This is a genomic window from Microbacterium sp. SL62 (assembly GCF_026672635.1).
Classification (GTDB): domain Bacteria; phylum Actinomycetota; class Actinomycetes; order Actinomycetales; family Microbacteriaceae; genus Microbacterium; species Microbacterium testaceum_A.
In genome coordinates, this window is the sequence record NZ_JAPPRM010000001.1 from 2178699 (window position 1) to 2205069 (window position 26371).

Consider the following 26371-nt stretch of genomic DNA (forward strand, 5'->3'; position numbering starts at 1 on the left):
TGCGGCGGGGCCGGCGCGCGTGAGGGGTCACCTTGGGTCGCCTAGGGCGGGCGGAAGCGACAGTTTTCGCCCCCTCACGCGGGGATGCGCCGTCAGGCGAGGGGCGTGACCTCGTCGCCGACGCGGATCGTGCCGCCGTCGGCGACCGGCAGCAGCAGGATGCCCAGCGTCGGCTCGGACTGACCGAACTCCGTGGTCAGCACGCGCAGCAGCCGGGCGTCGCGCACCCCCGTGTCGGGGTTCGCGGTGATCGCGGCGCAGCGCTCGATCGGCTTCTGCACCTCGAACTCGACCTCGCCGATCCGCACGCGGCCCTGCCACTCGAGTTCGGCCCACGGCGCGGTGCCGCCGACGACGATGTTCGAGCGGAAGCGGCGATCGTCGACGGGCGCGGGCACCGCGGCATCCACCTCTTCGACCGAGGCGGCGCCATGCAGCGAGATGAATCCGCGCGGGCGATCCTGAAAGCGTGCGGTGCGACCGTCACCGAGAAGACCCAGGGGCAGGATGCCGTCGGCCTCGAGCAGCTTCGCATCGCTCGTCGTGCGCAGATAGGCGGTGACCGCTTCGCTGAGTCGGGCGCGGCCCTCGTCGCTGAGATCGGCGGTGACGTCGATGTCGTCGACCCGGAGCCGCAGCGTCAGCGCCTCATCGTCGAGGGTGAGCTCGACGCGCGCCAACGTCGGGAACGTCATGAGCGCGAGTCCGCGGCTCTTGGGGAACGTGGCATCCGCCGGCTCGAGGGCATCGGCGAAGCGGAACACGAGCGAGCGGTCCCCCTGAACACGACCGTCGTCCTGGATGACGAGGTTGTCGCGTTCCTCGGGCGTGAAGCCCTTCACGGGGTAGCGGTAGAGGGCGTCGACGCGGATCACGGTCTCATCCTCGCATCGACGCCCACTCGCGATCACCAGCGGGCGAGAACCTCGCCGTGCGGCAGCAGGATCCACCCGTCGGGGTGCTCGGCCCACTCGCGCCACGCGTCCGAGATGCGCTGCAGCTGCGCGTCGTCGGCCAGGCCGAGGCGCTTCGCGTGCCCGGCGAAGGCGGAGGCGAGAACGCGGTCGGCCCACATGCCGCCCCACCAGGCGCGCTTGTCGGGGGTGTCGAACACCCACACGCTCGCGCTGGCCTCGATGCGGGTGAACCCCGCCTCGCGGGCCCACGCCTTCAGCCGCCGACCCGCGTCGGGCTCGCCCGACGATCCGCGGTGCACGCCGTGGTAGATCTCGAGCCAGTCGTCGAGGGCGGGGATGAGCGGATGCCAGATCACGCCGCCGTAATCGACGTCGCGCGCCGCGACCAGGCCGTCGGGCCCGGCGACGCGGCGGAACTCCCGCAGGGCGTCGACGGGACGCTCGAGGTGCTGCAGCACCTGGTGGGCGTGGACGATGTCGAACGAGGCGTCGGGCACGTCGAGGGCGTAGGCGTCGCCGGTGCGGAAGGTCACATTCGTGCGCTCCCCCGCGGCGGCGCGGGCGACCTCGACGACGCCCGAGGCGGCATCCACCCCGACGACCTCTCCCGGGAAGACCCGGTCGGCGAGGTCGACGGTGATGGAGCCGGGGCCGGCGCCCACATCGAGGATGCGGGTGCCGGCCGACAGCGAAGACACCAGATAGGCCGCCGAATCGGCGACGGTGCGCACGGCGTGGGAACGCAGCACGCTCTCGTGGTGTCCGTGGGCGTAGGCCACGGTCTTCGTCTCTTTCGCGCGGGTCAGACGCCGGCCAGGGCGCCGGAGTCCTGACGGGTGCGAATCGCGCGGTTCACGCCCGACACGATCGCCTTGAGCGACGCGGTCGAGATGTCGCCGTCGATGCCCACGCCCCACAGGCGCTGGTCGTCGACCTGCAGCTCGACGTAGGCCGCGGCCTGCGCGTCGCCGCCCGAGCTGAGAGCGTGCTCGACGTAGTCGTACAGCGTCACATCGAACCCCTGTGCGCGCACGATCTCGAGGAAGGCTGCGACGGGACCGTTGCCCACGGCCGAGGCCGGGTGCGTGGTGTCGCCGTCGCGCAGCGAGACGTCGAGGTGTACGTCGCCCGACATGTCGCTCGACGAGCGCGTGGACAGCAGCTCGAAGCGGCCCCAGCGCTGGTCGTCGACGGTCGACGGCAGGTACTCGTCGTTGAAGATGTCCCAGATCTGCGCACTCGAGACCTCGCCGCCCTCGGCATCCGTCCGCGCCTGCACGACGCCCGAGAACTCGATCTGGAGCTTGCGGGGCAGGTCGATCGCGTGGTCGGCCTTCAGCAGGTACGCGACGCCGCCCTTGCCCGACTGCGAGTTGACGCGGATGACCGCCTCGTACGACCGGCCCAGATCCTTCGGGTCGATCGGCAGGTAGGGAACGGCCCACTCGATCTCGTCGACGGTCTTGCCCTCGGCGGTCGCGCGGGCCTCCATCGCCTCGAAGCCCTTCTTGATGGCGTCCTGGTGCGACCCGCTGAACGCGGTGAAGACGAGGTCGCCGGCCCAGGGGCTGCGCTCGGGAACGGGCAGCTGGTTGCAGTACTCGACCGTGCGCTTGACCTGGTCGATGTCGCTGAAGTCGATCTGCGGATCGATGCCCTGCGTCAGCAGGTTGACGCCGAGGGCGACCAGGTCGACGTTGCCGGTGCGCTCACCGTTCCCGAACAAGCAGCCCTCGATGCGGTCGGCGCCGGCCATGTAGCCCAGCTCCGCGGCGGCCACGGCGGTGCCGCGGTCGTTGTGGGGGTGCAGCGACAGGATGACGTTCTCGCGGTGGTTCAGGTGGCGCGACATCCACTCGATCGAGTCGGCGTAGACGTTGGGCGTGGCCATCTCGACCGTGGCGGGCAGATTCAGGATGACCTTGCGCTCGGTGGTCGGCTCGAAGACCTCGAGCACCTCGTTGCAGATGCGCAGGGCGAACTCGAGCTCGGTGCCCGTGTAGCTCTCGGGCGAGTACTCGTAGTAGACCTCGGTCTGGGGAATCGTCGCCTCGTACTTCTTGCACAGGCGCGCGCCCTCGAGCGCGATGTCGACGATGCCCTGCTCGTCGGTGCGGAACACGACCTCGCGCTGCAGCACGCTCGTGGAGTTGTACAGGTGCACGATGGCCTGCTTGGCGCCGGCGATCGCCTCGTAGGTGCGGGCGATCAGGTGCTCGCGCGCCTGGGTCAGCACCTGGATGGTGACGTCGTCGGGGATCAGGTTCTCGTCGATGAGCTGACGGACGAAGTCGAAGTCGGTCTGGCTCGCGCTCGGGAAGCCGACCTCGATCTCCTTGTAGCCCATCTTCACGAGGAGGTCGAACATGACGCGCTTGCGCTCGGGGCTCATCGGGTCGATCAACGCCTGGTTGCCGTCGCGCAGGTCGACGGCGCACCAGCGGGGTGCGGCCTCGATGCGCGTGGACGGCCACGTGCGATCGGGCAGGTCCACCCGGATCTGCTCGTGGAAGGGACGGTACTTGTGCACCGGAGCGGACGTGGGCTTCTGGGTGTTCTTCATGATGTGTCGCTTCTTTAGATTCGTTCGGTGGGGCCGACGACGATCTCCGCGACGAGGAAGGCCCTTAGATCGAGGACTCGTCGCGGCAACTAAGAAGAAGCTGGCCACCGAAGCGCATGGAGCGATCGTAGCAGTCCCTCACGAGGCGCTCCGTCGGGCGGCCGCCCACTCGCGGTCGAGCACGGCGTAGACGAGCAAGTCGCTCCACCGGCCCTTGAACCACTCGTTCTCGACGAAGTGCGCTTCGCGCCGCATGCCGAGCCGTTCAGCGAGGGCCGCCGAGCGGACGTTGTCGGCGTCGATCTGCGCCGTCAGCCGACGCAGTCCGTACACGTCGAATGCGGTGTCGATCAGCGCGCGCACCGCTTCGGTGGCGAGGCCTCGACCGGATGCCGCGGGGCTGACCACCCAGCCCACCTCGGCCGACCCGGCTCCGGCATCGAGGTGGAAGAGCACGAGGTCGCCGATCGCCGCGCCGTCGTCGACGCGCTCGATCACGAGCATCACGCCGCCGCGCTCGCCCTCGAGACTCGTTCCGCCCATCAGATGGCCGTTCCGGGCACGGATGTCGTCGGGCGACTGCGGCTCGAACGGGAGGAAACGGCAGACCTCGGCGTCACCGCGGTACGCAGCCATGGCCTCGAGGTCACGCTCTTCGAACGGGCGCAGGCGCACCCGCTCGCTGGTCACCTCAAGGGTCTCGGGCGCTGGCGGCAGGACGAACGGCGACGCGCTCACGGCAGCAGGGCGACCTTTCCGCCGGGGTGGCCGTCCATGACGAAGCGCACAGCGGCGATGGCCTCGGCCAGGGGGTAGGTGCGCGCGACGGGAACCTCGAGGACTCCGGATGCCGCAAGCTCGAGCACCCGCGCACGCGCGATGTCGCGGAAACGGGCGCTCTCGGGCCGCGCTCCGGCGATCCAGAGGAACCCGTCGGCTTTCGCGCGCTCGGGATCGACGATCGTGACGATGCGGTCGCGTTCCGACACGAGGGCGAGAGAGACGTCGATGGCCTCGTCGCTGCCCACGGCATCCCACGCGGCGGCGATCGGGGCGCCGTCGGCCGCCTCTTCGACGCGCTCGCGCAGGCCGTCGCCGTAGGCCACCGGGATGCCGCCGTAGCGACGGACGCGTTCGGCCGAGTCCTCGGCATCCGGCCCCACCGTGCCGATCACGCGGACGCCGAGCTCGCGCGCCTGCTGGAGCAGGCTCACGCCCACCGCGCCCGAGGCCGCGTGCAGCAGAACCGTCTCGCCCTCGGTGACGCGGGTGACCTGGATCATCTCGGCCGCGGTCGTGCCCGCGAGCAGCAGGTTCGCCGCCTCGGCGTGCGAGAGGGTCGCGGGCTTGGCGAACACGTCGCGGGCCGGAACCGTGATGTCGGTCGCGTAGGCGCCCTGCACGCGGAAGGCGACGACCTCGTCGCCGATCGTCAGCTCCCCCGAGCCGCCCACGGCATCCGGACCGACGGCCGTCACCTCGCCCGACAGCTCGTAGCCGATCGGCACGGGGAACTCCGCGCCGGGACGCGCCGAGGCGACGTGCTTCGCATCGGCCGGGTTCACGCCCGCCGCGTGCACGCGGATCGTCACCTCACCCGAGCCGGGGGGTGCGACCTCGACCTCGTCGAAGCTCCACTGATCGATGGGCCCGGGAGCCGGAGCCGTCCACCTCTTCGCCATGGTCACGCCTTTCGTTTCGCGTCGTCGCCGCTGAGCGTAGCCCCCGGCGTGAGGTGTGCTGCCCGGGTCGGTCAGAAGCCCAGGCGGCCGAGCTGCTTCGGGTCGCGCTGCCACTCCTTGGCCACGCGGACGTGGAGCGAGAGGTAGACGCGTCCGCCGACGAGCGGCTCGATGCCGGCGCGTGCGCGTGCACCCACGTCGGCCAGGCGCGAGCCCTTCTTGCCGATGATGATCGCCTTCTGGCTGTCGCGCTCGACGACGATGTTGGCCCACACGTCGGTGAGGTCGCTGTCTTCGCGCTTGGCGACGTCGTCGACGGTCACGGCGATCGAGTGCGGGAGCTCGTCGCGCACGCCGTGGAGGGCGGCCTCGCGGATGATCTCCGCGATGCGGTCGTCGAGGGCCTCGTCGGTGACCACATCGTCGTCGTACAGAGCGGGCCCGACCGGCATGAGGGCGAGCAACTCATCGCTCAGCACGTCGAGTTGGTCGTTCGTCACGGCCGAGAGCGGGATCACCGCGGCCCAGTCCTCGCGCAGGGCGTCGACCTCGATGAGGCGCTCGGTGATCTGATCCCGCGTCGCGGCGTCGGTCTTGGTCACCAGAGCGACCTTCTTGGCCCGCGGGTAGCCGGAGAGCGACTCGGCGATCCGGCGATCTCCGGGGCCGACCTTTTCGGTCGCGGGTGCGCAGAACGCGATCACGTCGACGTCGCCGAGCACCTGCTCGACGAGGTCGTTGAGCCGCTGGCCGAGCAGGGTACGGGGGCGGTGGATGCCGGGGGTGTCGACGACCACGAGCTGGCCGCCCGGGCGATTGACGATGCCGCGGATGGCGCGGCGGGTGGTCTGCGGCTTGTCGCTCGTGATGGCGACCTTCTCGCCCACGAGGGCGTTGGTCAGCGTGGACTTGCCGACGTTCGGCCGGCCCACGAAGGTCACGAAACCGGATCGGGTGTCGGTCATCTGTCGTTCCTCTCACGCGACGAGGCGTCGGCCTCGACGTCTTCATCGTCCATCGTCTCAGCCCGTTCGACGATCACCGTCGCGATGCCCCGGTTGCGGCCGCGAGAGGCCCCGCCGGTCATCACGAGGCCGGAGTGCTCGGCGGTGGCGCCGGGCTGCGGGATACGGCCGAGCGCCTTCCCCAGAAGCCCGCCGATCGAGTCGACGTCTTCGTCGTCGAGCTCGAGACCGAACAGGTCGCCGACCTCGTCGAGGCCCAGCCGCGCGTTGACGCAGTATCGGCCGTCGGGCAGCTCCACGATCTCGGTCGAGGGAGCGTCGTACTCGTCGGCGATCTCGCCCACGAGCTCCTCGATGAGGTCTTCAAGGGTCACGAGACCCGCGACCCCGCCGTACTCGTCGACGACGAGGCACACGTGCACGGCATCTTTCTTCATCTGCTGCAGCAGCGTCTCGGCCTTCATCGACTCCGGGACGAAGACGGCCGGCCGCGCGATGCGACGGATCGGAGCATCACGCCACCCGGCCTCGTCGCGGAAGCCGAACTGGACGAGGTCCTTCAGGTACAGCACGCCCACGACATCGTCGGCTTCGTCATCGGCGAGGGGGATGCGCGAGACGCCCTTCTCGAGGAAGAGGGCCAGGGCCTCGCGCGAGGTGGCGGCCGCGTCCACGCTCACCATGTCGGTGCGGGGCACCATGACCTCGCGCACGTAGCGGTCGGTGAAGTCGAAGACCGAGTGGATGAGTTCGCGGTCGTCCTCTTCGATGAGTTCGTTCTCGGCCGCTTCGTCGATGATGCTGAGCAACTGCTCTTCCGACGCGAACGACGTCGAGTGCGCGACTCCCGGCGTGACGCGGTTCCCCACGGCCACGAGCCCGTGTGCGAGAGGTCCGAGCAGGATTCGCATCCCCCGGATGACGGGCGCGCCGCCTCGGAGGAGTCCCCGAGCGTGCTGGCGTCCGACCGAGCGGGGGCTCGCTCCGACGGCGACGAACGAGATGCCCGTCATCAGCACCGCCGCGGCCAGAACGGCGAGCAGGATGTTGTCGAAGATCAGCATGAACGCGGCGGCGACGAGCACGGCAGCGGTCGTCTCGGCCAGAACGCGGATGAACGAGACGGCGGTGACGTGGGCATTGGTGTCGTCGCCGATGCGGCGCAGTGCCCGAGCGTTACGGCCGCCCGATCCGAGCTCGATCAGATCGACTCTCGAGGTCACGCCCAGGGCCGCCTCGAACGCCGCCATCAGCCCGCCGAAGGCGACGAGCAGGAACGCGGCGACGAGGAGGAGGGCCTCGGTCATGCGCGGCGCTGGCGCTCGACGGCCTGGAAGCCGGCGATGAGCTCGCGCTGCAGCCCGAACATCTCGCGCTCCTCATCGGGCTCGGCGTGGTCGAAGCCGAGGAGGTGCAGCAGGCCGTGCGTGGTCAGCAGGATCAGTTCATCCTGCGTCGAGTGCTTCGCGGCGACCGCCTGGGTCTCGGCCACGGCCGGGCAGAGCACGATGTCGCCCAGCAGGCCCGCGGGGGTCGGCGCGTCTTCGGAGCCCGGACGCAGCTCGTCCATTGGGAAGCTCAGCACGTCGGTGGGGCCGGGCTCGTCCATCCACTGCACGTGCAGGGACTCCATGGCGCCCTCGTCGACGAGCACGATGGCCACGTCGGCGTCGGGGCTGACGTGCAGCTCCTGGAGGTTGAACTCCATCAGACGCAGCAGGACCTGCTCGTCGATCTGGTGGTCGGACTCGTTGTTGATCTCGATCGTCATGAGCGGTTTCGTCTCGGGAGGTGATCGCGGGGACCGGCGGCACCGGGGCCGCGTCGCTCCGCACGGGTGGCGAATTCTGAGGCCTCGTCGCGTTCGCGTCGAGCGGCCAGGCGCTTCTCGTCGTATTCGCTGTACGCGTCGACGATGCGGCCGACGAGGTTGTGTCGAACGACGTCGTCGCTGGTCAGGCGCGAGAAGTGGATGTCGTCGATGTCGTCGAGGACCCGCGTGACGAGGCGCAGGCCCGAGGCGCCCTGCGGAAGGTCGACCTGCGTGATGTCGCCAGTGACGACCATGCGCGTGCCGAAGCCCAGGCGCGTGAGGAACATCTTCATCTGCTCGGGCGTGGTGTTCTGCGCCTCGTCGAGCACGACGAACGAGTCGTTGAGCGTGCGCCCGCGCATGTAGGCCAGCGGGGCGACCTCGATCGTTCCCGTCGCCATGAGCTTGGGGACGATGTCGGGGTCCATCATCTCGTTGAGCGCGTCGTAGAGCGGCCGCAGGTACGGGTCGATCTTGTCGGTGAGCGTGCCGGGGAGGAACCCGAGCCGCTCCCCCGCCTCGACGGCGGGACGCGTGAGGATGATGCGGTTGACCTCTTTGCGCTGCAGCGCCTGCACGGCCTTCGCCATCGCGAGGTAGGTCTTGCCGGTACCGGCGGGGCCGATGCCGAACACGATCGTGTTCTCGTCGATCGCGTCGACGTACTCTTTTTGACCCGCGGTCTTGGGTCGGATGGTCTTTCCGCGCGACGACAGGATCGCCTCGCCCATGACCTCGGACGGACGGGGTCCGCCGTCGGAGCGCAGCATGCGATTCGAGCTGGTCACGTCGGCCGGGTCGAGTCCGTGACCCGAGCGGGTCATGCTGAGCAGTTCGTCGACGAGGCCGCGGGCCGCGCGCACCGCGTCGGGCGTGCCCGAGAGGGTGATCTCGTTGCCGCGCACGTGCACGTCGACGTCGGGGTGCTCCTTTTCGACGACGCGCAGCAGGCGATCCTGCGGGCCGAGCAGTTGCACCATGGCCACGCCGTCGACCTCGATGCGGTCGGAGACGGTTTCTTCGGGGGAATCAGCCACCCAGGCTCTTTTCGTTCAGGCCGCCCGCGAGGACGTGGGCGTGCACATGGAAGACGGTCTGACCGGCGCCCTCGCCGGTGTTGAAGATCAGACGGAAGTCGCCGTCGGAGTGCTCGGCGGCGACGGAGTTCGCGAGCCCGATGACCTCGGTGAGCAGGTCGGGGTCGCCCGCGGCCAGCTCGACGACGTTGCGGTATTGCTGCGTCTTGGGGATCACCAGCAGGTGCACCGGCGCCTGGGGCGCGATGTCGCGGATCGCGAAGGCGTTCTCGGTCTCGGCGACGATCTCGGCGGGGATCTCGCCCTGCAGGATGCGCGTGAAGATCGACGGCTCGCTCATGGCATCCATTCTAGTGAGGGCCTCCGACATCGAGGCGGGGCCGTTGCGCCGAGGCGCGGCCCGGATCACCAGCGCCCGTGCGCCGCCGACAGCACCGAGATGGCCGCGGCCCCCGCGGTGGAGGTGCGCAGGACCGTGTCGCCCAGGCGTACGAGTCGGGCGCCGGCATCGGCCAAGGCCGAGAGCTCCTCTGGCGCGATGCCGCCCTCGGGGCCGACCACGAGCACGACGTCGCGCCCGTCAGAGGCTTCCGTCGCGACGGACGTGAGACGGTCGGATGCCGAGGGCTCCAGCACCAGCACGAGCGAGGTCGCGACGAGACGCACGAGGTCGGCCGTGCGGGCCACGCCCTCGACCTCGGGGATCCAGGCCCGGTGCGCCTGCTTGGCCGCTTCGCGGACGATCGTTCGCCAGCGGGCGAGGCCCTTGTCGGCCTTGGCATCCCAGCGCGAGACGCTGCGCGAGGCCTGCCAGGGCACGATCGCGTCGACGCCGAGCTCGGTCGCCGCCTGAACGGCGAGTTCGTCGCGGTCGCCCTTGGCCAGGGCCTGGACGAGCACGAAGCGCGGCGAGGGTCCGGGGATGACCTCGCGCCCCGTCACCCGTACCTCGACCTGCTTCGGCGACGCCGCGGTGACGACACCCGTGAGCCACGCTCCGCGACCGTCGCCCAGTGTCACCCCCTCGTCGACGCGCACGCGCCGCACGGCGGCGGCGTGGTGTGCCTCGGCGCCGGTCAGCACGACGGAGTCGCCCGCGTGGGCGTTCCCGGCGTCGTCGGTGACGAAGTGCAGCACCACGGTCAGTGCCGGAAGCGGTCGCGGAACTTGCTGAACATGCCCTGCTGGTGCTCGGCAAGCCGCGGCTTGGGGGCCTTCGTGCGCTTGGCGAACTCCTCGATGAGGGCGCGCTCCTTGTGGTCGAGACGCGTGGGGGTCACCACGTGCACGCCGACGCGCAGGTCGCCGCGCTGACTTCCGCGCAGCGGCGTGATCCCGCGGCCCTTGATGGTCAGGACGTCGCCCGATTGCACGCCCGGGCGCACCTCGAGGTCGACGCTGCCGTCGAGGGACTCGATCGACGTGTTCGTCCCGAGAATGGCATCCGGCATCGACACCTCGAGGGTCGCGACGAGGTCGTCGCCCTCGCGACTGAAGGCCTCGTGCGCTTCGACCGTGATCTCGAGGTACAGGTCGCCGTTGGGGCCGCCGGCAGGACCGACCTCGCCCGACCCGGGCAGCTGCAGACGCAGGCCCGACTCGACACCGGCGGGGATGTCGACCGAGACCGTGCGGCGCGCACGAACGCGGCCCTGACCCTGGCACGTCCCGCACGGGTAGGGGATGGTGGTCCCGTGACCCTGGCAGACGCTGCAGGGGGCACTGGTGACGACGTTCCCGAGCAGGCTGCGGACCGTGCGCTGCACGTGGCCGGAGCCGTGGCAGATGTCGCACGTGACCTCGCTGGTCCCGGGCTGCGTGCACGCGCCCTGGCACGTCTCGCACAGCACGGCGGTGTCGACCTCGAGGTCGCGGTGGGTGCCGAACACGACGTCGCCGAGGTCGAGGGTCACACGGACCAGGGCGTCTTGGCCCCGCTCTCGACGCGACCGCGGACGCGGACCCCGTCCGCCGCCGCCCTGGCCGCCCCCACCGAAGAACGTCTCGAAGATGTCGCTGAACCCGCCGAAGCCGGCCGCTCCCCCGCCGCCGAAGGGGTTCTGGTCGCCGCCCATGTCGTACCGGCGGCGCTGCTCGGGGTCGCTCAGCACGTCGTAGGCGTGGGTGACCAGCTTGAAGCGCTCGGAGGCGTCTTCTCCGGGGTTCACGTCGGGGTGCAGCTGGCGTGCCAGTCGGCGGTACGCCTTCTTGATGTCTTCGGGGCTGGCATCGCGTTCGACGCCCAGGACCTCGTAGTGGTCAGCCACAATCGCCTTCCTGTCCGCTTGCGCGGGGTCGTTCTCGGGTGGGGTGCTCGCGGGATTCGACGTCAGCGAGACGCGTCGTCGTCTTCGAGCATCCGGGTCAGATAGTGCGCGACGGCACGGACCGCCGCGAGGTTGGAGGAGTAGTCCATGCGGGTGGGACCGAGCAGCCCGACGCGGGCCCCGCCGGTGGATCCGTCGTACCGGCTGGCGAGCACCGAGGCCTCGATGAGTCCGAACGGCTCGTTCTCACGACCGATGCTCGCTGACAGCCCCTTCTCATCGGCCACCATCTCACTCATGAGACGCAGGAGCGTCACCTGCTCTTCGATCGCCTCGAGCAGCGGGTAGATGCTCCCGCGGAAGTCGGACTCGCGCTTGGCGAGGGTCGCGGCGCCGGCCATGACGAGGCGATCCTGACGGAACTCCTCGAGCTCCTCCCCCACGATGCGCAGCACCGCGTCGGCGAGCACGTCCAGCGTGACACCCGGGCGCGGCCCGTCGGTCAGCACGGCTTGCACCTGCTGCGAACTGTCGGCGACGCTGCGCCCGACGAGCAGCGCGCCGACGCGAGCGCGCAGCTGCACGATGTCGGTCTCGCCGGGTTCTGCGGGCACGAGGGCGATGCGCTGCGAGACCCGGCCCGTGTCGGTCACCAGGATCACCAGCACGCGCGGGCCGCCGAGGGCGACCAGTTCGACGTGACTGACATTGGCGCGGGCGAACGACGGGTACTGCACGATCGCGACCTGTCCGGTCAGCTGCGTGAGCGCGCGGACGGTGCGGGCGAGCAGGTCGTCGAGGTCGCCCGCTTCGTCGAGGAACGACGTGATGGCGCTGCGCTGTGCTCCCGAGAGCGGGCGGAGCTCGGCGAGGTGATCGACGAAGACGCGGTATCCCTTGTCGGTGGGGACGCGCCCCGACGAGGTGTGCGGGGCGACGATGAGCTCTTCGTCCTCGAGCAGGGCCATGTCGTTGCGGATGGTCGCCGCCGACACCCCGAAGGCGTGTCGATCGACGATCGCCTTGCTGCCGACGGGTTCGCGCGTGTCGACGTAGTCCTGCACGATCGCACGGAGCACCTGAAGGCCACGTTCCGACACCATGAGCTGCTCCTCCCGTCTGGCACTCGCATCTGCGGAGTGCCAATTCTACGGGATCGCCTCGGCACGGTGCCGGGCGGCTCGCGGAGTCGCCCTGCGGCGCGTCGTTCAACGCCCGAGAGCCCCTCATCGAGGTCGGCACGCGAGCACCGGAACGAACTCGTCCGCCGGCCGCGTCGCCGGTCAGACCGTGAGCGCCCGGACCACGGCATCCGCCAGGAGTCGTCCCCGCAGCGTCAGCACGATGCGCCCGTGAACGGCATCCCGGCCCTCGATCAGACCGTCGGCGATGAGGGATGCCACGGCCTTCCGCCCTTCGCCGAGGATCTCGGACACGGCCAGACCCTCGCGGATGCGGCTGCGCAGCAGCACCGACTCCAGCCGGCGCGCGGTCTCGTCGGGCCGCTCGCGCGCGGCCGCGGGCGATTCGACCGCGGCCAGGCGTTGGGCGTACGCGGCGGGGTGCTTCACGTTCCACCAGCGGAGCCCCGCGACGTGGCTGTGCGCGCCCGGCCCGAAGCCCCACCAGTCGGTCCCCCGCCAGTAGGCGAGGTTGTGACGCGAGCGGTGCGCGACGTCGCGCGACCAGTTCGACACCTCGTACCAGTCGTATCCGGCGGCGGCGAGCAGGTCGTCGGCCAGCTCGTACATGTCGGCTTGCAGGTCGTCGGAGGGCTCGGCCACGACCCCGGAGCGGATTTGGCGCGCGAGCTTGGTGCCGTCTTCGACGATCAGCGCGTAGGCCGAGACGTGGTCGGGCTCGAGGGCCGTGGCCGCTTCGAGGGAGGCGCGCCAGTCGTCGAGCGATTCTCCCGGCGCGCCGTAGATGAGGTCGACCGAGACGTCGAGACCCGCGCGGCGGGCCGCGGCGACGGCCGTGGCGACGTTCGCGGGATCGTGGGTGCGGTCGAGGGCGGCGAGCACGTGCGGCCGGGCCGACTGCATGCCGATCGACAGGCGGGTGACACCGGCGTCGGCGAGAGTGCGGGCGACCGTGTCGTCGACGGTGTCGGGGTTGGCCTCGACGGTGACCTCGGCCCCGTCGGCGATTCCGAACTCCGAGCGGACCGCGTCGAGCATGCGCGCCAGGTCGCCCGGCGGCAGCAGGGTGGGCGTTCCTCCGCCGAAGAAGACGGTGGATGCCGCGCGGCGGCCACCCGCGGCATCCATCACTCCCCCCGCCAGACGCACCTCGGCGGCCAGCGTGTCGGCGAAGTCGTCTTGGCGGGCGCCGCGCAACTCGCTGGCGGTGTAGGTGTTGAAGTCGCAGTAGCCGCACCGCACGCGGCAGAACGGCACGTGCAGGTAGACACCGAAATCGGCGGTCGGGTCGATCTCGAGGTCGGCGGGCAGGTGTCCGTCGGCGGGGGCCGGGTCTCCGAGCGGGAGCGGACCGCCCATCAGGACGAGTACAGCGGCGAGATCGCGCGCAGGTAGCGGGCGAATAGCGCCTTGCGCCGACGGCGCACGCGGCTCGAGAACAGGCGGTACGACGGGGCCGTCGGGCGGTCGAAGGCGCGCACGACGAACCACACCTCGTCGTTGTCGCGCCACTCCACCGCGAACAGCTCTTCGCCGCTGACGATCGAATGTCCGACGGTGCCGAGGATGAAGCCCATGCGACGGGGCTCTTCGAAGACCGAGATCACGCGCAGCTCGGCGTCGGCGCGGTGGCCGTCGACCTTGCCGTGCAGGCGCACGCCGGTGCCGGGGCTGACGAACGGCGTTCCGTCGGCGGCGAAGCGCTGCTCGGCCTCGAGGCTGCTGGGCGCGACGGGAGCACCGTCGGCGTCGAAGCCGACGCCCGAGTAGCCCTCACCCGACGCTGGGCGCACGTCGCTGATGCTCAGTTCGCCGGTGCGCAGGGGCGCCCACGACAGCAGGAGCTCTCCGGCCGCGGCGAAACGCTCCTCGCCGCTGCCGATGCGCCAGGCGTCTTCTGCCGGCAGCGAGTTCTCGGGCGGGTACTGCATCAGATCGTGCGCCTGAGTGGCTCCGACAGCCGCGTAGTCGACCGTGTCATCGGTGAAGTTCTGCCTGCGCATGGTTCACCCCTCTCGGTGTGGTGCGTTACTTCTTGGTCTCGACGTCTCCCGACAGGGCGGCGATGAACGCCTCCTGCGGAACCTCGACGCGGCCCACCATCTTCATGCGCTTCTTGCCCTCTTTCTGCTTTTCGAGGAGCTTGCGCTTTCGGGTGATGTCACCGCCGTAGCACTTGGCGAGGACGTCCTTGCGGATGGCGCGGATCGTCTCGCGCGCGATGATGCGCGCACCGATCGCGGCCTGGATGGGAACCTCGAACTGCTGGCGCGGGATGAGCTTGCGCAGGCGCTCGGCCATGAGCGTGCCGTAGGCGTACGCCTTCTCGCGGTGCACGATCGAGCTGAACGCGTCGACCTTGTCGCCCTGCAGCAGGATGTCGACCTTGACCAGATCGGCGGTCTGCTGACCCGCGGGCTCGTAGTCGAGGCTCGCGTAGCCCTGCGTGCGGCTCTTGAGGTGGTCGAAGAAGTCGAACACGATCTCGCCGAGGGGCATGTGGTAGCGCAGCTCGACACGGTCTTCGCTGAGGTACTCCATGCCGAGCAGCGTGCCGCGGCGCGTCTGGCAGAGCTCTATGACCGTGCCGACGTAGTCCTTGGGCAGCAGGATGCCGACCTTGACGATCGGCTCCGACACCGAGGCGACGCGGCCGTCGGGGTACTCGCTCGGGTTGGTGACGGACACCGTCTCGCCGGTGTCGGTCGTGACCTCGTACGTCACGGACGGAGCGGTGGTGATGAGGTCGAGACCGAACTCGCGCGAGAGGCGCTCGGTGATGATCTCGAGGTGCAGAAGGCCGAGGAAGCCGCAACGGAAGCCGAAGCCGAGGGCGACCGAGGTCTCGGGCTCGTACTGCAGCGAGGCGTCGGAGAGCTTGAGCTTGTCGAGAGCCTCGCGCAGCTCGGCGTAGTCGCTGCCGTCGATCGGGTAGATGCCCGAGAAGACCATGGGCTTCGGGTCGGTGTAGCCCGGCAGCGCGTCGGTCGCGGGCTTGCGGTGCGTGGTGATCGTGTCGCCGACCTTCGACTGGCGCACGTCTTTCACGCCGGTGATGAGGTAGCCGACCTCGCCCACGCCGAGACCCTTGGTGGGGACGGGCTCGGGGCTCGAGACGCCGATCTCGAGGGCCTCGTGCGTCGCGCCGGTCGACATCATCTGCAGGCGCTCGCGCGGCTGCAGGGCACCGTCGATCATGCGGACGTAGGTGACCACGCCGCGGTAGGCGTCGTACACGGAGTCGAAGATCATCGCGCGGGCCGGAGCGTCGGCCCTGCCGACGGGGGCGGGGATCTTCTCGACGATCAGGTCGAGCAGCTCTTCGACGCCCATGCCGGTCTTGCCGCTGACGCGCAGCACGTCGGCGGGGTCGCCGCCGATGAGACCGGCGAGCTCGGCCGCGTACTTGTCGGGGTCGGCGGCGGGAAGGTCGATCTTGTTCAGCACCGGGATGATCGTCAGATCGTTCTCGAGCGCGAGGTAGAGGTTGGCGAGGGTCTGCGCCTCGATGCCCTGAGCCGCGTCGACGAGCAGGATCGCTCCCTCGCACGCCGCCAGCGATCGGCTGACCTCGTACGTGAAGTCGACGTGACCGGGCGTGTCGATCATGTTCAGGGCGAACGTGCCGTCACCGGTGCCCCACGGCATCCGCACCGCCTGCGACTTGATCGTGATACCGCGCTCGCGCTCGATGTCCATGCGGTCGAGGTACTGCGCCCGCATATCGCGGTCGCTGACGACGCCGGTGATCTGCAGCATGCGGTCGGCCAACGTTGACTTGCCGTGGTCGATGTGAGCGATGATGCAGAAGTTGCGGATCTGCTCCGGCGGAGTGGCAGACGGCTCGAGGGGCTTCAGGGCGCGCGGTGACATGTTCCGTCGATTCTACGGTGGTGCGCCGACATCGCCGTCCCCGGAGGCTCGGCACCACGGGATCCGGAGGCTTTTACAGTGGATGCCATGGCGGTCCAGGTCGTGCTCGTGCACGGCATCCGCACGTCCGCCACGATGTGGCGGGCGCAGGTCGCGCATCTGCGACAGCGAGGCACCCCGGTCACCGCGGTCGACCTGCCGGGGCACGGAACGCGCCGCGACGAGGCCTTCACGCTCGACGGGGCGTTCGTGACGATCGATGACGCGGTACAGGATGCCGCGACCCGCGGTCCCGTGCTGCTGGTGGGGCACTCCATGGGCGGGCTGTTGTCGATCGAGTACGTCGGCGCCGCGCCTCGTCCCCCGGTCGCCGGGTTCGTCGCGGCATCGTGCACGTCCCTGCCCCGCGGCATCGGGCTGGCGGCCTACCGCTTCTTCACGCGGCGTTTCGATAGCCTCCCCGATCGCGGTCTGGGACTCACGAACCGCGTGCTCGACCGCACCCTCCCTCCCGAGACGCGGCCCGACTTCGGCGCCGGCGGCTACGCCTTCGACGCGCAGGACACGGCCCTGTCGTCTCTCGCGGAGCTCGACATCGTGGCATCGCTTCGCCGGATCGATGTGCCCCTGTGGTTCGTGAACGGGCAGTGGGATCAGCTCCGCATGAACGAGCGGATGTTCCTCGCCGTCGCCCCGCACGCGGAGCTCATCGTGGTTCCGCGCACGACGCATCTCGTCACGGCGATGCGTCCGCGAGTTTTCAACGCGCTGCTGGAGGTGGCGCTCACCACGATCGAGGCATCGACCTGATAGACTCGGTCCTTGGCTTGCGTGTGGGGTTTTTCCCGACCTCCACGATCGCCGGTGCAGCGCCCCTCTACCGCTCGCCCGGCACATCCCATACTCACTCAAACGAAAGACCGTCGACGTGGCGAACATCAAGTCGCAGATCAAGCGCAACAAGACCAACGAGAAGGCGCGCGAGCGCAACAAGGCCGTCAAGAGCGAGCTCCGCACGCACGTGCGTCGCACCAAGGAGGCCGTCGTGGCCGGTGACAAGGAAGCGGCCCTCAAGGCGCTCGCCACCGCGACCAAGAAGCTCGACAAGGCCGTGAGCAAGGGTGTCATCCACCAGAACCAGGCCGCGAACCGCAAGTCGGCCATCGCGAAGTCGGTCGCCGCTCTCTGAGCCGCAGCTCTTCTCGACAGCCCGTCCCGCATCGCGGGGCGGGCTTCGTCGTTCTCGGAGTGGGGTGACCTCTGCGCACGGTCCGCGTGCGCAACCGGCGCGGCAAGCGAAGCCTCTTCGGTTGCCGCTCAGCCCCCGTAGGGCGCGCGGGTGGCGATGATGGTGATCATGCGCTCGAGGGCGAACACGGGGTCTCTCGACGCGCCCTTGACCTCGGCGTCGGCTCGAGCCGTGGCATGGATCGCCATGCCGAGCGTGTTGCCGGTCCAGCCGACGAGGTCGCGGCGGGCGCGGTCGACCTGCCAGTCCTTCATGCCCAGGCGCTGAGCGAGCATCGACGACGACTCGCGGGTGCCCGCCACGCGCGCCATGGTGCGGAGCTTCATGGCGACCGCGGCGACGAGAGGCACGGGATCGGCCCCGGATGCCAGCGCGTGTCGCAACGCGAGCAGGGCGGGGCCGTACTGCCCGGCGATGGCGGTGTCGGCCACGGTGAAGGCAGAGGTCTCGACGCGCCCCCCGTAGTAGCGCTCGACGATCCGCTCGTCGATGTCGCCGGGGACGTCGGAGATGAGCTGCTGGCATGCCGCGGCCAGCTCGGTGAGGTCGTCGGCGAAGGCCGAGACCAGCGACCTGAGGGCGACGGGGGCGATGCGCTTCTGCGCGGCCTTGAACTCGCCGACCGCGAAATCGAATCGGTCGGAGTCGCGTTTGACCGCGGGGCAGGCGATTTCGATGCCGCTGCCCTGACCCGCGCGGATGCCGTCGAGCAGCTTCTTGCCGCGAACGCTCGCTCCGGTGTGGCGCAGGACGACCGTCGCGCCGTCCTGCGGGTGGGCGAGGTACGACACCGCCTCGGTGAGGAAGGTGTCGCTGCATTTCTCGACGCCGCTGACGCGGACGAGTCGGGGCTCGCCGAACAACGATGGCGACGTGACGCTGAGCAAGGTGCCGGCGGCGTAGTCGTCGGCCCGGATGTCGGTGACCTCGAGGCTCGGGTCCTCGCTCTTGAGCATCGATCGGATGCCTGCGATCGCGCGCTCGGCGCAGACCTCTTCGGGGCCCGAGACCAGAACGATCGGCGCGGGCTGAGGGGAACGCCACGACACCTGCGGAATGGCCGACTTCGCCTTGGCGGGGGCGGAGCGTCGGGGAGCCGGAGTCACTCCCCCAGCCTACCGACCGGCTCCGACATCGCCGGTCGGGTCGCGAGCCCCTTCCCCCGTCCCCGCGCGCTCGCGCCACAGGGTGAGTCTCCCCTCTTCGTCGAGCCAGACCGCCAGCGCACCGTCCCGATCGGTGCGCGCCGCAGTGCTTCCCAGAGCCGCCAGGATGTCGAGGAGCGTCGCGGTCGGATGCCCGTAGTCGTTGTCGGCACCGACCCCGATGAGCCCGACCGCCGGGTGCAGCGCCCGGTACAACGCGGCATCCTGGTCGGCACTGCCGTGGTGGGAGACCTTCACGACCTGCACACGCGGAACATCGATCCGCCGTCGGAGGGAGGACTGCGCCTGCTCGCCGAGGTCGCCGAGTAGCACCGTGCGAGGAAAGCTCGCGCCGGCGACGTCGAGGGCGACGGAGGCGTCGTTTCCGGCCTCGGCGTTCGGGGCGGGACCGAGCGCCTGCCACCGCGTGCCGCCGAGTGTGCCCGTCATGCCGATCGTCGCCTTCTGCAGGTGCGCTCCGGCGTTCGAGAACCGGTCTAGGAGTCGTCGGTCGGCCGCCTCATCGGGCGGCCCGTGCACCACGAGATCGACCCGCCCCATCACCGCCGCGGACCCGCCGACGTGGTCGAGGTCGAAGTGCGTCAGGACGACGAGGGCGAGATGGTCCACCCCGAACGTCTGCAGGCACCGGGTCAGTGCCTCGGGTTCGGGTCCCGTGTCGACCAGCGCCACGGCGTCTCCGGACCTCCAGAGCGTCGCGTCGCCCTGACCGACATCGCACATGGCCACCTGCCACGCCGCGGGCACGGTGAGGGGCCCCGCGACGGTGCGGACCGCCGTCTGCCCCAGGACGAGGCCGACGACCACGGCGACGGCGGCGGATGAGATCGCGGTGATCCGGGGCAACCGGCGCGGTCTGACGACGGCGATGCTGACCGCCGCGCCGACGCCGGCGAGCAACGCCGCCCCGACAAGACCGTCGGGCCACGGCAGGTTCTGGGCCGACACCGCCGTGGTCGTGTGCGCGACAGCCGCGATCCACGCGGCCGGCACCCAGGCGAGGGCCGTCAGACCGTCCCTCAGCCAGGGAAACGGGGCGATGCAGGCGAGGGCTCCCGCGATCGTGGCGGGCGCCGCAGCGGGGTCGGCGACGAGGTTGGCCGCGACACCGAGAAGGGGAACGTGCGGGTCGATGAGGACGATCAGCGGGCCGCAGACGAGCTGGGCCGACGTGGGCACCGCGAGGGCGAGGGCGAGGGCGCGCGGCATCCATCGCTCCAATCCGCCGGCCAGGGGGCGCGCGAGCACGAGGAGGGCCCCGGTCGCTGCGGCCGAGAGGGCGAAGCCGAGCGAGCGGGAGAGCCACGGGTCCACCATCAGCAGAATCGTCACCGCGAGGGACAGGACGGCCACGCCGATCGCCGGTCGCCCGAGTGCGAGCGCGAGCATCGCCACTGCCGCCATCGCGGCCGCGCGGATGACGCTCGGCTCGGGGGTCACCAGCGCGACGAACGCCGCCAGCACCAGCATCGCCCCCATCACCCTTCCGCCGCGGGACGCACCGCACAGCGCCAGCAGGGCGAACGCCGCACCCACGACGATCGCGCAGTTCGCCCCCGACACGGCCGTGAGATGCGACAGCGACGAGGCGTTCATCGCGGCCTCTGTGTCGGGGTCGAGGCTCGTCGTGTCACCCACGGCGAGCCCCGGCACCAGACCCGCTCCCGGCTGGGGCAGGCCGCGGGTCGAGGCGACGAGGCCGTCGCGCAGTCCCTCGAAGAACGCCCACACGCCCGCCGGGGTCGAAGCCGACTCGACGGAACTCGTCCGGACGACGAGGGCGGCGCGCTCCCCCGGGTCGGAGGGGACGGCTCGCCCCCTCAGCCGCACCTCGCTGCCCATGCTCGCCGCTTCCAGCGCCGACCGTCCCTCGGCATCGACGAGGATCCGCGCGGGGACCCTCCCCGTGACGGCGAGAGCGCCCGCGCGCACCCGCGTGGCGACGGCGTCGAACCACGCGCCGCCGTCAGGAGAGCCGTCGATGCGCCCGGTGACGCTGACCTCCAGCTCGAGGTGGCGCCCTCCGTCGGCCTCGAGGGCGGCGATCTGCGCCCGCGTCGATCCCGCCGTCGCCACGGTCCCCGCCGCCGCGGCCGAGCAGGCGAGCGCGACCGCGACGATCGCGAGCACCGCCGACCGCCGCCACGCGAGCGCGGTGGTCGCGCACGCAGCGAGGGCGAGGACCACCGCGAGCGGGGTGGGATCCGAAATCATCGTGCTCGCACCCGCGGTCGCCCAGGTCGCCGCGGCGACCGAGACCGCCCGAAGGGATCGGCGGCGCGCGCCGGGACGCCCCCTCACACGCGCACCAGGTCTCGGATGCCCGCGAGCATCTTCTCCCCGATCCCCGGCACCGAAAGCAGATCATCCACGCTCGTGAAACGACCGTTCGCTTCGCGCCACGCGAGGATGCGGTCGGCCATCGCCGGCCCGATGCGCGGGAGCTCGTCGAGCTGCTCGCGCGTCGCGGTGTTCAGGTCGAGCGCGCCACCCGTGCTGCCGCCGCCGCCCGAGGCGGGTGAAGCAGCCTCTGCCCCGACCACCGGGACGACGATCTGTTCACCGTCGGCCACGGGCCTGGCGAGGTTGACCCCGTCGCGTTGCGCGTCGTCGGCGAAGCCTCCCGCCCGGGCGATCGCGTCGGCGACCCTGTCACCGGCATCGAGCCGGTACAGCCCGGGCTCGCGCACCGCTCCCGCGACGTGGACGTACAGTCCCGCCTCTGCGGGCAGGGCGGCGGAAGACGTGGAGGGGGATGCCGTTTCGTCGACGATCTCGGCACCGGTGGCGCCCCGCAGCATGCCGATGCCGATCGTCACGGCGAAGGCGAGCAGCACCAGGACGATGACCGCGCCGATGCCGAGGCGCGCTCGCGGGGGAAGAGCGCTCGGGAGTGGATTCGCAGCGTCGCGCTCCTCCGGTTCCGTGCCACCCGCGTTCGACGGGGAACGGGACTGCTTCATCGACGCTCCCCGCATCACCGTGCGCTGCGACTCCTCGCGATGGGAGGAAGAGGACGGTTCGGTCACGCCACGACGCTAGGCACCGAGGCTGCCGTCGCGCGGCGCGAGATCGCTCTTTCGTGGACAGCCGGAAGGATCCCCGCGCTGTGCAGAACCCGCATCTACCCTGGAGCGATGTCTACGAACACGTGGCGCGCCGTGATCTCAGCCCTCGCCGACGATCGCGCACGCGACGTGTACGCGCGGATCGTGCTCGCCCAGCCGGTCGATGAAGCCCTCGACGCCCTGTCACCCGGAAAGCGTCGACGCGTCCTCGACACGCTGCTCTCGGCAGGGCTCATCTCCCCTGACGGCGCAGGATGGCGAACCGAGCCCGAGGTATTCCGCGACGCCCTCCGCTCCGCACCGGCCGCGCCCCGCGCGGCGGGCGTCGACCGCTTCTTCGTCGACGGCCGCCTCACGGTCTACCCCTCTCGAGCCGCCGACCGCGACGCCGTGCTCCTCCACATCGTCGGGCGAATGAGCGAGCCGGGCGAGATCCTCACCGAACGGGCGGTCAACGACCGGTTGGCGGCGATCGTCGACGACGTCGCGGCGATGCGCCGGTATCTGGTCGACGCCGGGCTCCTCGAGCGCTCCCGCGACGGCGGCGCCTACTCTCGCGCCCGCTGACCGCTCCGCGCGCACTCACCTCGCAACGTTTCGGCGAGGCGCACGTCTCTTCGAGCGCCGCGCCTCCACACGGTCAGAAGACGCCGGATGCCACGCCCCCGCACTCCGCAGAGCGCCGGTGGCGTGGCATCCGGAATCAGAGAACCTACTTCGTCGAGAAGCTGACCACCTTCGGCGGGCGCACGACCGCGCGCACGATCTCGCGGTCGCCGAGCGCGCGCAGCACCTTCTCGTCGGCGCGGGCCATGGCCTCGAGTTCGTCGGCGCCGATCTTGGCCGAGACCTCGAGCGTGCCGCGCACCTTGCCATCGATCTGAACGACCGCGGTGACGGTGTCCTCGACGAGCAGCGTGGGGTCGGCCTGGCGCCAGGTCGCGAGCCCGACGAATCCGTCGTAGCCGAGCGTCGCCCACATCTCCTCGGCGGTGTGCGGGGCGAACAGGTCGAGGGTCATCGCGATGACCTCGGCGGCCTCGCGCACGGCGGGGTCGCTCGCACCGGGCTTGCCGTCGATGGCCTTGCGGGTGGCGTTGACCAGCTCCATCAGGCGCGCGACGACGACGTTGAACTTCGTCTGCTCGACGAGGTTCGCGGCATCGGCCAGCAGGCGGTGTGTCACTCGGCGCAGCGACGCGTCGCCCTCGGCCCAGACCACGTCGGTCTCGCTGTCGACGTCGTGAGCGATGCGCAGGGCACGGGCGAGGAACTTCGCCGCACCGGTGGTCGAGACGTCGTTCCAGTCCTTGTCGTCCTCCACCGGACCCGCGAAGGCCAGGGCCACGCGCAGGGCGTCGGCGCCGTGGGCGTCGAGCTCCTCCTGGAACAGCACCAGGTTGCCCTTGCTCTTCGACATCTTCGTGCCGTCGAGGATGACCATGCCCTGGTTGATGAGGCTCGAGAACGGCTCGGTGAACTCCACCAGACCCATGTCGAACAGCGCCTTGGTGATGAAGCGCGCGTACAGCAGGTGCAGGATCGCGTGCTCGACGCCGCCGATGTAGAAGTCGACGGGGCCCCACTTGTTCGCCTCGCGGGCCGAGAACGCCTCGGTCTCGCTGTTCGGCGAGAGGAAGCGGAGGTAGTACCACGAGCTGTCGACGAACGTGTCCATCGTGTCGGGGTCGCGCAGCAGCGTCTGGCCCGTCTCGGGGTCGGTCACCTGCACCCAGTCGGTGGCCGCGCCGAGGGGCGAGGTTCCCTTGGGCTTCAGGTCGAGCCCCTCGACCGAGGGCAGCGTCACCGGCAGCTGGTCGGCGGGAACGGGCGTGATCGAGCCGTCCTCGCCGTGCAGCATCGGAATGGGCGTCCCCCAGTAGCGCTGACGCGAGATGAGCCAGTCGCGCAGGCGGTACGTCTTGGCGGCGCGGCCGACGCCCTTGGCCTCGAGCTCCTCGATCATGCGGGCGATCGCGTGACGCTTCGAGAGCCCGTTGAGCGAGCCCGAGTTCATCATGCGACCGTCTCCGGTGAGCGCAATGCCGGTCTTGACGGGATCCAGGTCGTCGATGTCGCCGAGCGGGTCGATCGGCACGCCCTCGTCGTCGAGCTCGATCACCGGGATCGCGCCGGTGATCGGCGCGGTCGTGTCGACGACCACCTTGACGGGCAGGTCGAAGGCGCGGGCGAAGTCGAGGTCGCGCTGGTCGTGCGCGGGCACGGCCATGACCGCGCCGTGACCGTAGTCGGCGAGCACGTAGTCGGCGGCCCAGATGGGCAGCTTCTCGCCGTTGACCGGGTTGATCGCGTAGTGGCCCAGGAACACGCCGGTCTTCGGGCGGTCGGTCGCCTGGCGCTCGATGTCGGTCGCGCGCTGCACCTGAGCGAGGTAGGCCTCGAAGCTCTCGCGCAGACCCTGATCAGCGGATGCAGCGAGCTCGGCGGCCAGGTCGGACTCGGGGGCCACGACGAAGAACGTTGCGCCGTGCAGGGTGTCGGGGCGCGTGGAGAAGACCGTGATCTTCTCGTCGCGACCTTCGATCTCGAACGCGATGTCGGCGCCGACGGAACGGCCGATCCAGTTTCGCTGCATCTGGATGACCTTGCTCGGCCAGAAGCCTTCGAGCTGGTTGAGGTCGTCGAGCAGGCGGTCGGCGTAGTCGGTGATGCGCAGGAACCACTGCGTCAGCTTCTTCTTCACGACCACGGCGCCGCTGCGCTCGCTGGTGCCGTCGGGCAGCACCTGCTCGTTGGCGAGCACGGTCTGGTCCACCGGGTCCCAGTTGACCAGGGCGTCCTTGCGGTAGGCGAGGCCCTTCTCGTACAGCTTCTGGAACAGCCACTGGTTCCAGCGGTAGTACTCGGGGTCGCTCGTGTGCAGGACGCGGCTCCAGTCGAACGAGACGCCGTAGTCCTTCAGGCTCGCCTTCTGCTGGGCGATGTTCGCGTAGGTCCACTCGACGGGGTCGGCGCCGCGCTTGATGGCGGCGTTCTCGGCGGGCAGACCGAACGAGTCCCACCCGATGGGGTTGAGCACGTTGTACCCGCGGTGGCGCCAGAAGCGCGCCACGATGTCGGAGTAGAGGTAGTTCTCGGCGTGACCCATGTGCAGGTCGCCCGAGGGGTACGGGAACATCGCGAGCACGTACTTGCGAGGGCGCGTGTCGTCGTCGCCACCGGCGCGGAACGGGTCTTTCTCGGCCCAAGCCTGCTGCCACTTCGCCTGGATGGCGTGGGTGTCGAAGCCCCCCTCGCGGGGGTCTGGTGCGGAGTTCTGAGACACGGATGAAGCCAATCGTGAAGGTCGGGAGGCCGCGGGGGCCAACCTCCAGGCTATCGGACGCGCAGGTCACCACCCGGGCGGGACCTCGGCTCCCAGGGCCGCCAACGGAGCCCGGGCCTTGATCCCCACTTCGGCGACTTCGGATGCCGCGACCGAGCGCCACGTGATGCCGCCTCCCGCCCCGACCCAGGCGGCATCCTGCTCCACGACGACGCTCCGGATGACCATCGCGAGATCCGCCGCCCCGTCGTCGCCGATCCAGCCGAAGGCTCCCGAATAGATCCCCCGTTCCTCCCCTTCGAGCCCGGCGAGGAGCTGTATCGCGGACCGCTTGGGCGCGCCCGTCATGCTCCCGGCGGGGAACGCGGCATCGAGCAGCCCGCCGATCGTGGTGCCCGGCACGAGCCGCCCCGACACCTCGCTCACCAGTTGGTGCACGGTGGGGTACGTCTCGACCTCGAGCAGCCGGTCGACCCCGACCGTCGAGGGGTCGCACACCCGGGAGAGGTCGTTGCGCATGAGGTCGACGATCATGACGTTCTCGGCCTGCTCCTTGGGGTCCGCTCGCAGGTGCTCGGCGAGCGCCCGGTCGCGGTCCGGGTCGGTCGAGCGAGGACGCGTGCCCTTGATGGGGTGGGTGTGCACGCGACCGTCGCGCACCTCGAGGAAGCGCTCGGGAGACGAGCTGACCAGGGTGGTGCCGCCGATGCGGATGAGACCCGCGTGGTGCGAGGCCGAGGCCTGCCGCAGCCGGCGGAACACGGCGACCGCGTCGTGCCGCCCGGGCACGGTGAAGCGGGTGGTGAGGCACAGCTGGTACGCGTCGCCCTCGCGGATCCGCTCGCGACAGGCGCCGATGAGGTCGGCGTACCGCTCGGGCTCCACTCGGCCGGATGCCATGCCCCGGGGCTCCGCCGCGCCCACGGTCACCGGGGGCGGTGCGCCCGCGACCCGCGCGGCGAGGTCGGCGTCGCCGAAGACGTGGACGCGGCGGCGGGTGTGGTCGAATGCGACGAGGACGGCGACGCGCAGCCAGGCGTCCCGTCCTTCGTACGAGCGCCAGCCGACCCAGCCGCCCCGGAACGGGCCGCTGTCATCCGTGGGTCCGCCGGCGGGTGCGGCATCCCTCTGCAGGGGTGCTGACGCGTCGTCGAGGCGACCCGAGCCCATCCAGCTCCACCCCGTCGGCGCCTCGCGTCCGGCGTCCAGCCAGAACGCGTCCCCGCCCGTCGCGAACACGTGCAGGAAAGCCGCCTCGGGGTCGACCCACCGCGGCAGGGTGAACGGAGGGGCGGAGTGGGGCACGCTCTCAGGCTAGAGCGGGGATCCGGCCCTAGGCTGAC

General features: G+C 70.4%; 24 protein-coding genes. 3 read left to right on the forward strand and 21 right to left on the reverse strand.

Translation table 11 applies throughout. The features are described from left to right. Nucleotides 1-92 precede the first annotated feature (92 nt). From OVA26_RS10395 to lepA, 16 genes are all read right to left on the reverse strand, one after another. Nucleotides 93-875 carry an MOSC domain-containing protein gene (locus OVA26_RS10395; protein WP_268104042.1) on the reverse strand — a complete coding sequence of 261 codons (783 nt, stop codon included), beginning with the start codon at nt 873-875 and terminating at the stop codon, nt 93-95. 32 nt (nt 876-907) lie between these two features. Continuing rightward, nucleotides 908-1696, reverse strand: a complete 789-nt coding sequence (locus OVA26_RS10400; RefSeq protein ID WP_268104043.1) for a methyltransferase domain-containing protein — start codon at nt 1694-1696, stop codon at nt 908-910. A 23-nt stretch (nt 1697-1719) separates the two neighbouring features. Next, nucleotides 1720-3480 (reverse strand): 2-isopropylmalate synthase, encoded by a 1761-nt coding sequence (gene leuA, locus OVA26_RS10405; RefSeq protein ID WP_268104044.1) that lies wholly within the window; start codon nt 3478-3480, stop codon nt 1720-1722. Nucleotides 3481-3618: 138 nt separating this feature from the next. After that, entirely contained in the window at nt 3619-4218 is a 600-nt protein-coding gene (locus tag OVA26_RS10410; protein ID WP_081349741.1) for a GNAT family N-acetyltransferase, read from the reverse strand. Then, a complete protein-coding gene (locus OVA26_RS10415) occupies nt 4215-5162 on the reverse strand; it encodes a quinone oxidoreductase family protein (RefSeq protein WP_268104045.1) in 948 nt (315 codons plus the stop codon). The genes OVA26_RS10410 and OVA26_RS10415 overlap by 4 nt, the downstream gene beginning before the upstream one ends. Before the next feature lie 71 nt (nt 5163-5233). Continuing rightward, a complete protein-coding gene (era, locus tag OVA26_RS10420) occupies nt 5234-6127 on the reverse strand; it encodes a GTPase Era (protein ID WP_056231267.1) in 894 nt (297 codons plus the stop codon). Beyond that, the gene (locus OVA26_RS10425) at nt 6124-7434 is read right to left on the reverse strand and encodes a hemolysin family protein (RefSeq protein WP_268104046.1); all 1311 of its coding nucleotides are present in this window, start codon (nt 7432-7434) and stop codon (nt 6124-6126) included. Before OVA26_RS10425 ends, era begins: the two co-directional genes overlap by 4 nt. Next, on the reverse strand, nt 7431-7898 hold the full coding sequence (ybeY, locus tag OVA26_RS10430) for an rRNA maturation RNase YbeY (RefSeq protein ID WP_074695013.1): 468 nt from the start codon (nt 7896-7898) through the stop codon (nt 7431-7433). The genes OVA26_RS10425 and ybeY overlap by 4 nt, the downstream gene beginning before the upstream one ends. Further along, nucleotides 7895-8920, reverse strand: a complete 1026-nt coding sequence (locus OVA26_RS10435; protein WP_235557024.1) for a PhoH family protein — start codon at nt 8918-8920, stop codon at nt 7895-7897. Before OVA26_RS10435 ends, ybeY begins: the two co-directional genes overlap by 4 nt. Nucleotides 8921-8969: 49 nt before the next feature. Continuing rightward, nucleotides 8970-9317 (reverse strand): HIT domain-containing protein, encoded by a 348-nt coding sequence (locus OVA26_RS10440; protein WP_056232343.1) that lies wholly within the window; start codon nt 9315-9317, stop codon nt 8970-8972. 65 nt (nt 9318-9382) lie between these two features. Then, a complete protein-coding gene (locus OVA26_RS10445) occupies nt 9383-10117 on the reverse strand; it encodes a 16S rRNA (uracil(1498)-N(3))-methyltransferase (RefSeq protein WP_268104047.1) in 735 nt (244 codons plus the stop codon). Between the two features lie 2 nt (nt 10118-10119). Then, a complete protein-coding gene (gene dnaJ, locus OVA26_RS10450; RefSeq protein WP_074695014.1) occupies nt 10120-11244 on the reverse strand; it encodes a molecular chaperone DnaJ in 1125 nt (374 codons plus the stop codon). Between the two features lie 62 nt (nt 11245-11306). After that, the gene (hrcA, locus tag OVA26_RS10455; protein WP_056231235.1) at nt 11307-12347 is read right to left on the reverse strand and encodes a heat-inducible transcriptional repressor HrcA; all 1041 of its coding nucleotides are present in this window, start codon (nt 12345-12347) and stop codon (nt 11307-11309) included. A 180-nt stretch (nt 12348-12527) separates the two neighbouring features. Next, entirely contained in the window at nt 12528-13745 is a 1218-nt protein-coding gene (gene hemW / locus OVA26_RS10460) for a radical SAM family heme chaperone HemW (protein WP_268104048.1), read from the reverse strand. Beyond that, nucleotides 13745-14389: a DUF1990 family protein gene (locus OVA26_RS10465; protein ID WP_268104049.1), complete on the reverse strand. Its 645-nt coding sequence runs from the start codon at nt 14387-14389 to the stop codon at nt 13745-13747. Before OVA26_RS10465 ends, hemW begins: the two co-directional genes overlap by 1 nt. Before the next feature lie 25 nt (nt 14390-14414). Continuing rightward, nucleotides 14415-16259, reverse strand: a complete 1845-nt coding sequence (gene lepA, locus OVA26_RS10470) for a translation elongation factor 4 (protein ID WP_268104050.1) — start codon at nt 16257-16259, stop codon at nt 14415-14417. 87 nt (nt 16260-16346) lie between these two features. On the opposite strand from lepA, the gene OVA26_RS10475 reads away from it, so the two are divergent. Then, a complete protein-coding gene (locus OVA26_RS10475; RefSeq protein WP_268104051.1) occupies nt 16347-17069 on the forward strand; it encodes an alpha/beta fold hydrolase in 723 nt (240 codons plus the stop codon). 118 nt (nt 17070-17187) lie between these two features. After that, a complete protein-coding gene (gene rpsT, locus OVA26_RS10480; RefSeq protein ID WP_056231218.1) occupies nt 17188-17448 on the forward strand; it encodes a 30S ribosomal protein S20 in 261 nt (86 codons plus the stop codon). A gap of 128 nt (nt 17449-17576) precedes the next feature. On the opposite strand, the gene holA is transcribed toward rpsT, so the two are convergent. From holA to OVA26_RS10495, 3 genes are all read right to left on the reverse strand, one after another. Beyond that, nucleotides 17577-18614 carry a DNA polymerase III subunit delta gene (gene holA, locus OVA26_RS10485; RefSeq protein WP_268104052.1) on the reverse strand — a complete coding sequence of 346 codons (1038 nt, stop codon included), beginning with the start codon at nt 18612-18614 and terminating at the stop codon, nt 17577-17579. A gap of 9 nt (nt 18615-18623) precedes the next feature. Next, nucleotides 18624-20888, reverse strand: coding sequence for a ComEC/Rec2 family competence protein (locus OVA26_RS10490; protein WP_268104053.1), 2265 nt, complete (start codon nt 20886-20888; stop codon nt 18624-18626). Nucleotides 20889-20971: 83 nt separating this feature from the next. After that, a complete protein-coding gene (locus OVA26_RS10495) occupies nt 20972-21703 on the reverse strand; it encodes a ComEA family DNA-binding protein (protein WP_326493365.1) in 732 nt (243 codons plus the stop codon). 108 nt (nt 21704-21811) lie between these two features. Between OVA26_RS10495 and OVA26_RS10500 the strand changes: the two genes are divergently transcribed. Beyond that, entirely contained in the window at nt 21812-22309 is a 498-nt protein-coding gene (locus tag OVA26_RS10500; protein ID WP_074695019.1) for a DUF2087 domain-containing protein, read from the forward strand. 145 nt (nt 22310-22454) lie between these two features. Here the strand turns inward: OVA26_RS10500 and leuS are convergent, their stop codons facing one another. Together leuS and OVA26_RS10510 are read right to left on the reverse strand one after the other, a co-directional pair. Then, nucleotides 22455-25028 carry a leucine--tRNA ligase gene (gene leuS / locus OVA26_RS10505; protein WP_143017866.1) on the reverse strand — a complete coding sequence of 858 codons (2574 nt, stop codon included), beginning with the start codon at nt 25026-25028 and terminating at the stop codon, nt 22455-22457. A gap of 66 nt (nt 25029-25094) precedes the next feature. Beyond that, entirely contained in the window at nt 25095-26333 is a 1239-nt protein-coding gene (locus OVA26_RS10510; protein ID WP_268104054.1) for an anthranilate synthase component I family protein, read from the reverse strand. Between the last annotated feature and the right edge of the window lie 38 nt (nt 26334-26371).

Excerpts from the sequence above, each read along its gene's own strand:
- OVA26_RS10425 (WP_268104046.1), bottom strand. The coding sequence starts at position 7,434 with ATGACCGAGGCCCTCCTCCTCGTCGCCGCGTTCCTGCTCGTCGCCTTC.
- OVA26_RS10440 (WP_056232343.1), bottom strand. The coding sequence starts at position 9,317 with ATGAGCGAGCCGTCGATCTTCACGCGCATCCTGCAGGGCGAGATCCCC.
- ybeY (WP_074695013.1), bottom strand. The coding sequence starts at position 7,898 with ATGACGATCGAGATCAACAACGAGTCCGACCACCAGATCGACGAGCAG.
- leuA (WP_268104044.1), bottom strand. The coding sequence starts at position 3,480 with ATGAAGAACACCCAGAAGCCCACGTCCGCTCCGGTGCACAAGTACCGT.
- hrcA (WP_056231235.1), bottom strand. The coding sequence starts at position 12,347 with ATGGTGTCGGAACGTGGCCTTCAGGTGCTCCGTGCGATCGTGCAGGAC.
- OVA26_RS10490 (WP_268104053.1), bottom strand. The coding sequence starts at position 20,888 with ATGATTTCGGATCCCACCCCGCTCGCGGTGGTCCTCGCCCTCGCTGCG.
- OVA26_RS10415 (WP_268104045.1), bottom strand. The coding sequence starts at position 5,162 with ATGGCGAAGAGGTGGACGGCTCCGGCTCCCGGGCCCATCGATCAGTGG.
- hemW (WP_268104048.1), bottom strand. The coding sequence starts at position 13,745 with ATGGGCGGTCCGCTCCCGCTCGGAGACCCGGCCCCCGCCGACGGACAC.
- OVA26_RS10500 (WP_074695019.1), top strand. The coding sequence starts at position 21,812 with ATGTCTACGAACACGTGGCGCGCCGTGATCTCAGCCCTCGCCGACGAT.
- OVA26_RS10475 (WP_268104051.1), top strand. The coding sequence starts at position 16,347 with ATGGCGGTCCAGGTCGTGCTCGTGCACGGCATCCGCACGTCCGCCACG.
- OVA26_RS10465 (WP_268104049.1), bottom strand. The coding sequence starts at position 14,389 with ATGCGCAGGCAGAACTTCACCGATGACACGGTCGACTACGCGGCTGTC.
- era (WP_056231267.1), bottom strand. The coding sequence starts at position 6,127 with ATGACCGACACCCGATCCGGTTTCGTGACCTTCGTGGGCCGGCCGAAC.
- lepA (WP_268104050.1), bottom strand. The coding sequence starts at position 16,259 with ATGTCACCGCGCGCCCTGAAGCCCCTCGAGCCGTCTGCCACTCCGCCG.
- OVA26_RS10435 (WP_235557024.1), bottom strand. The coding sequence starts at position 8,920 with ATGGTGCAACTGCTCGGCCCGCAGGATCGCCTGCTGCGCGTCGTCGAA.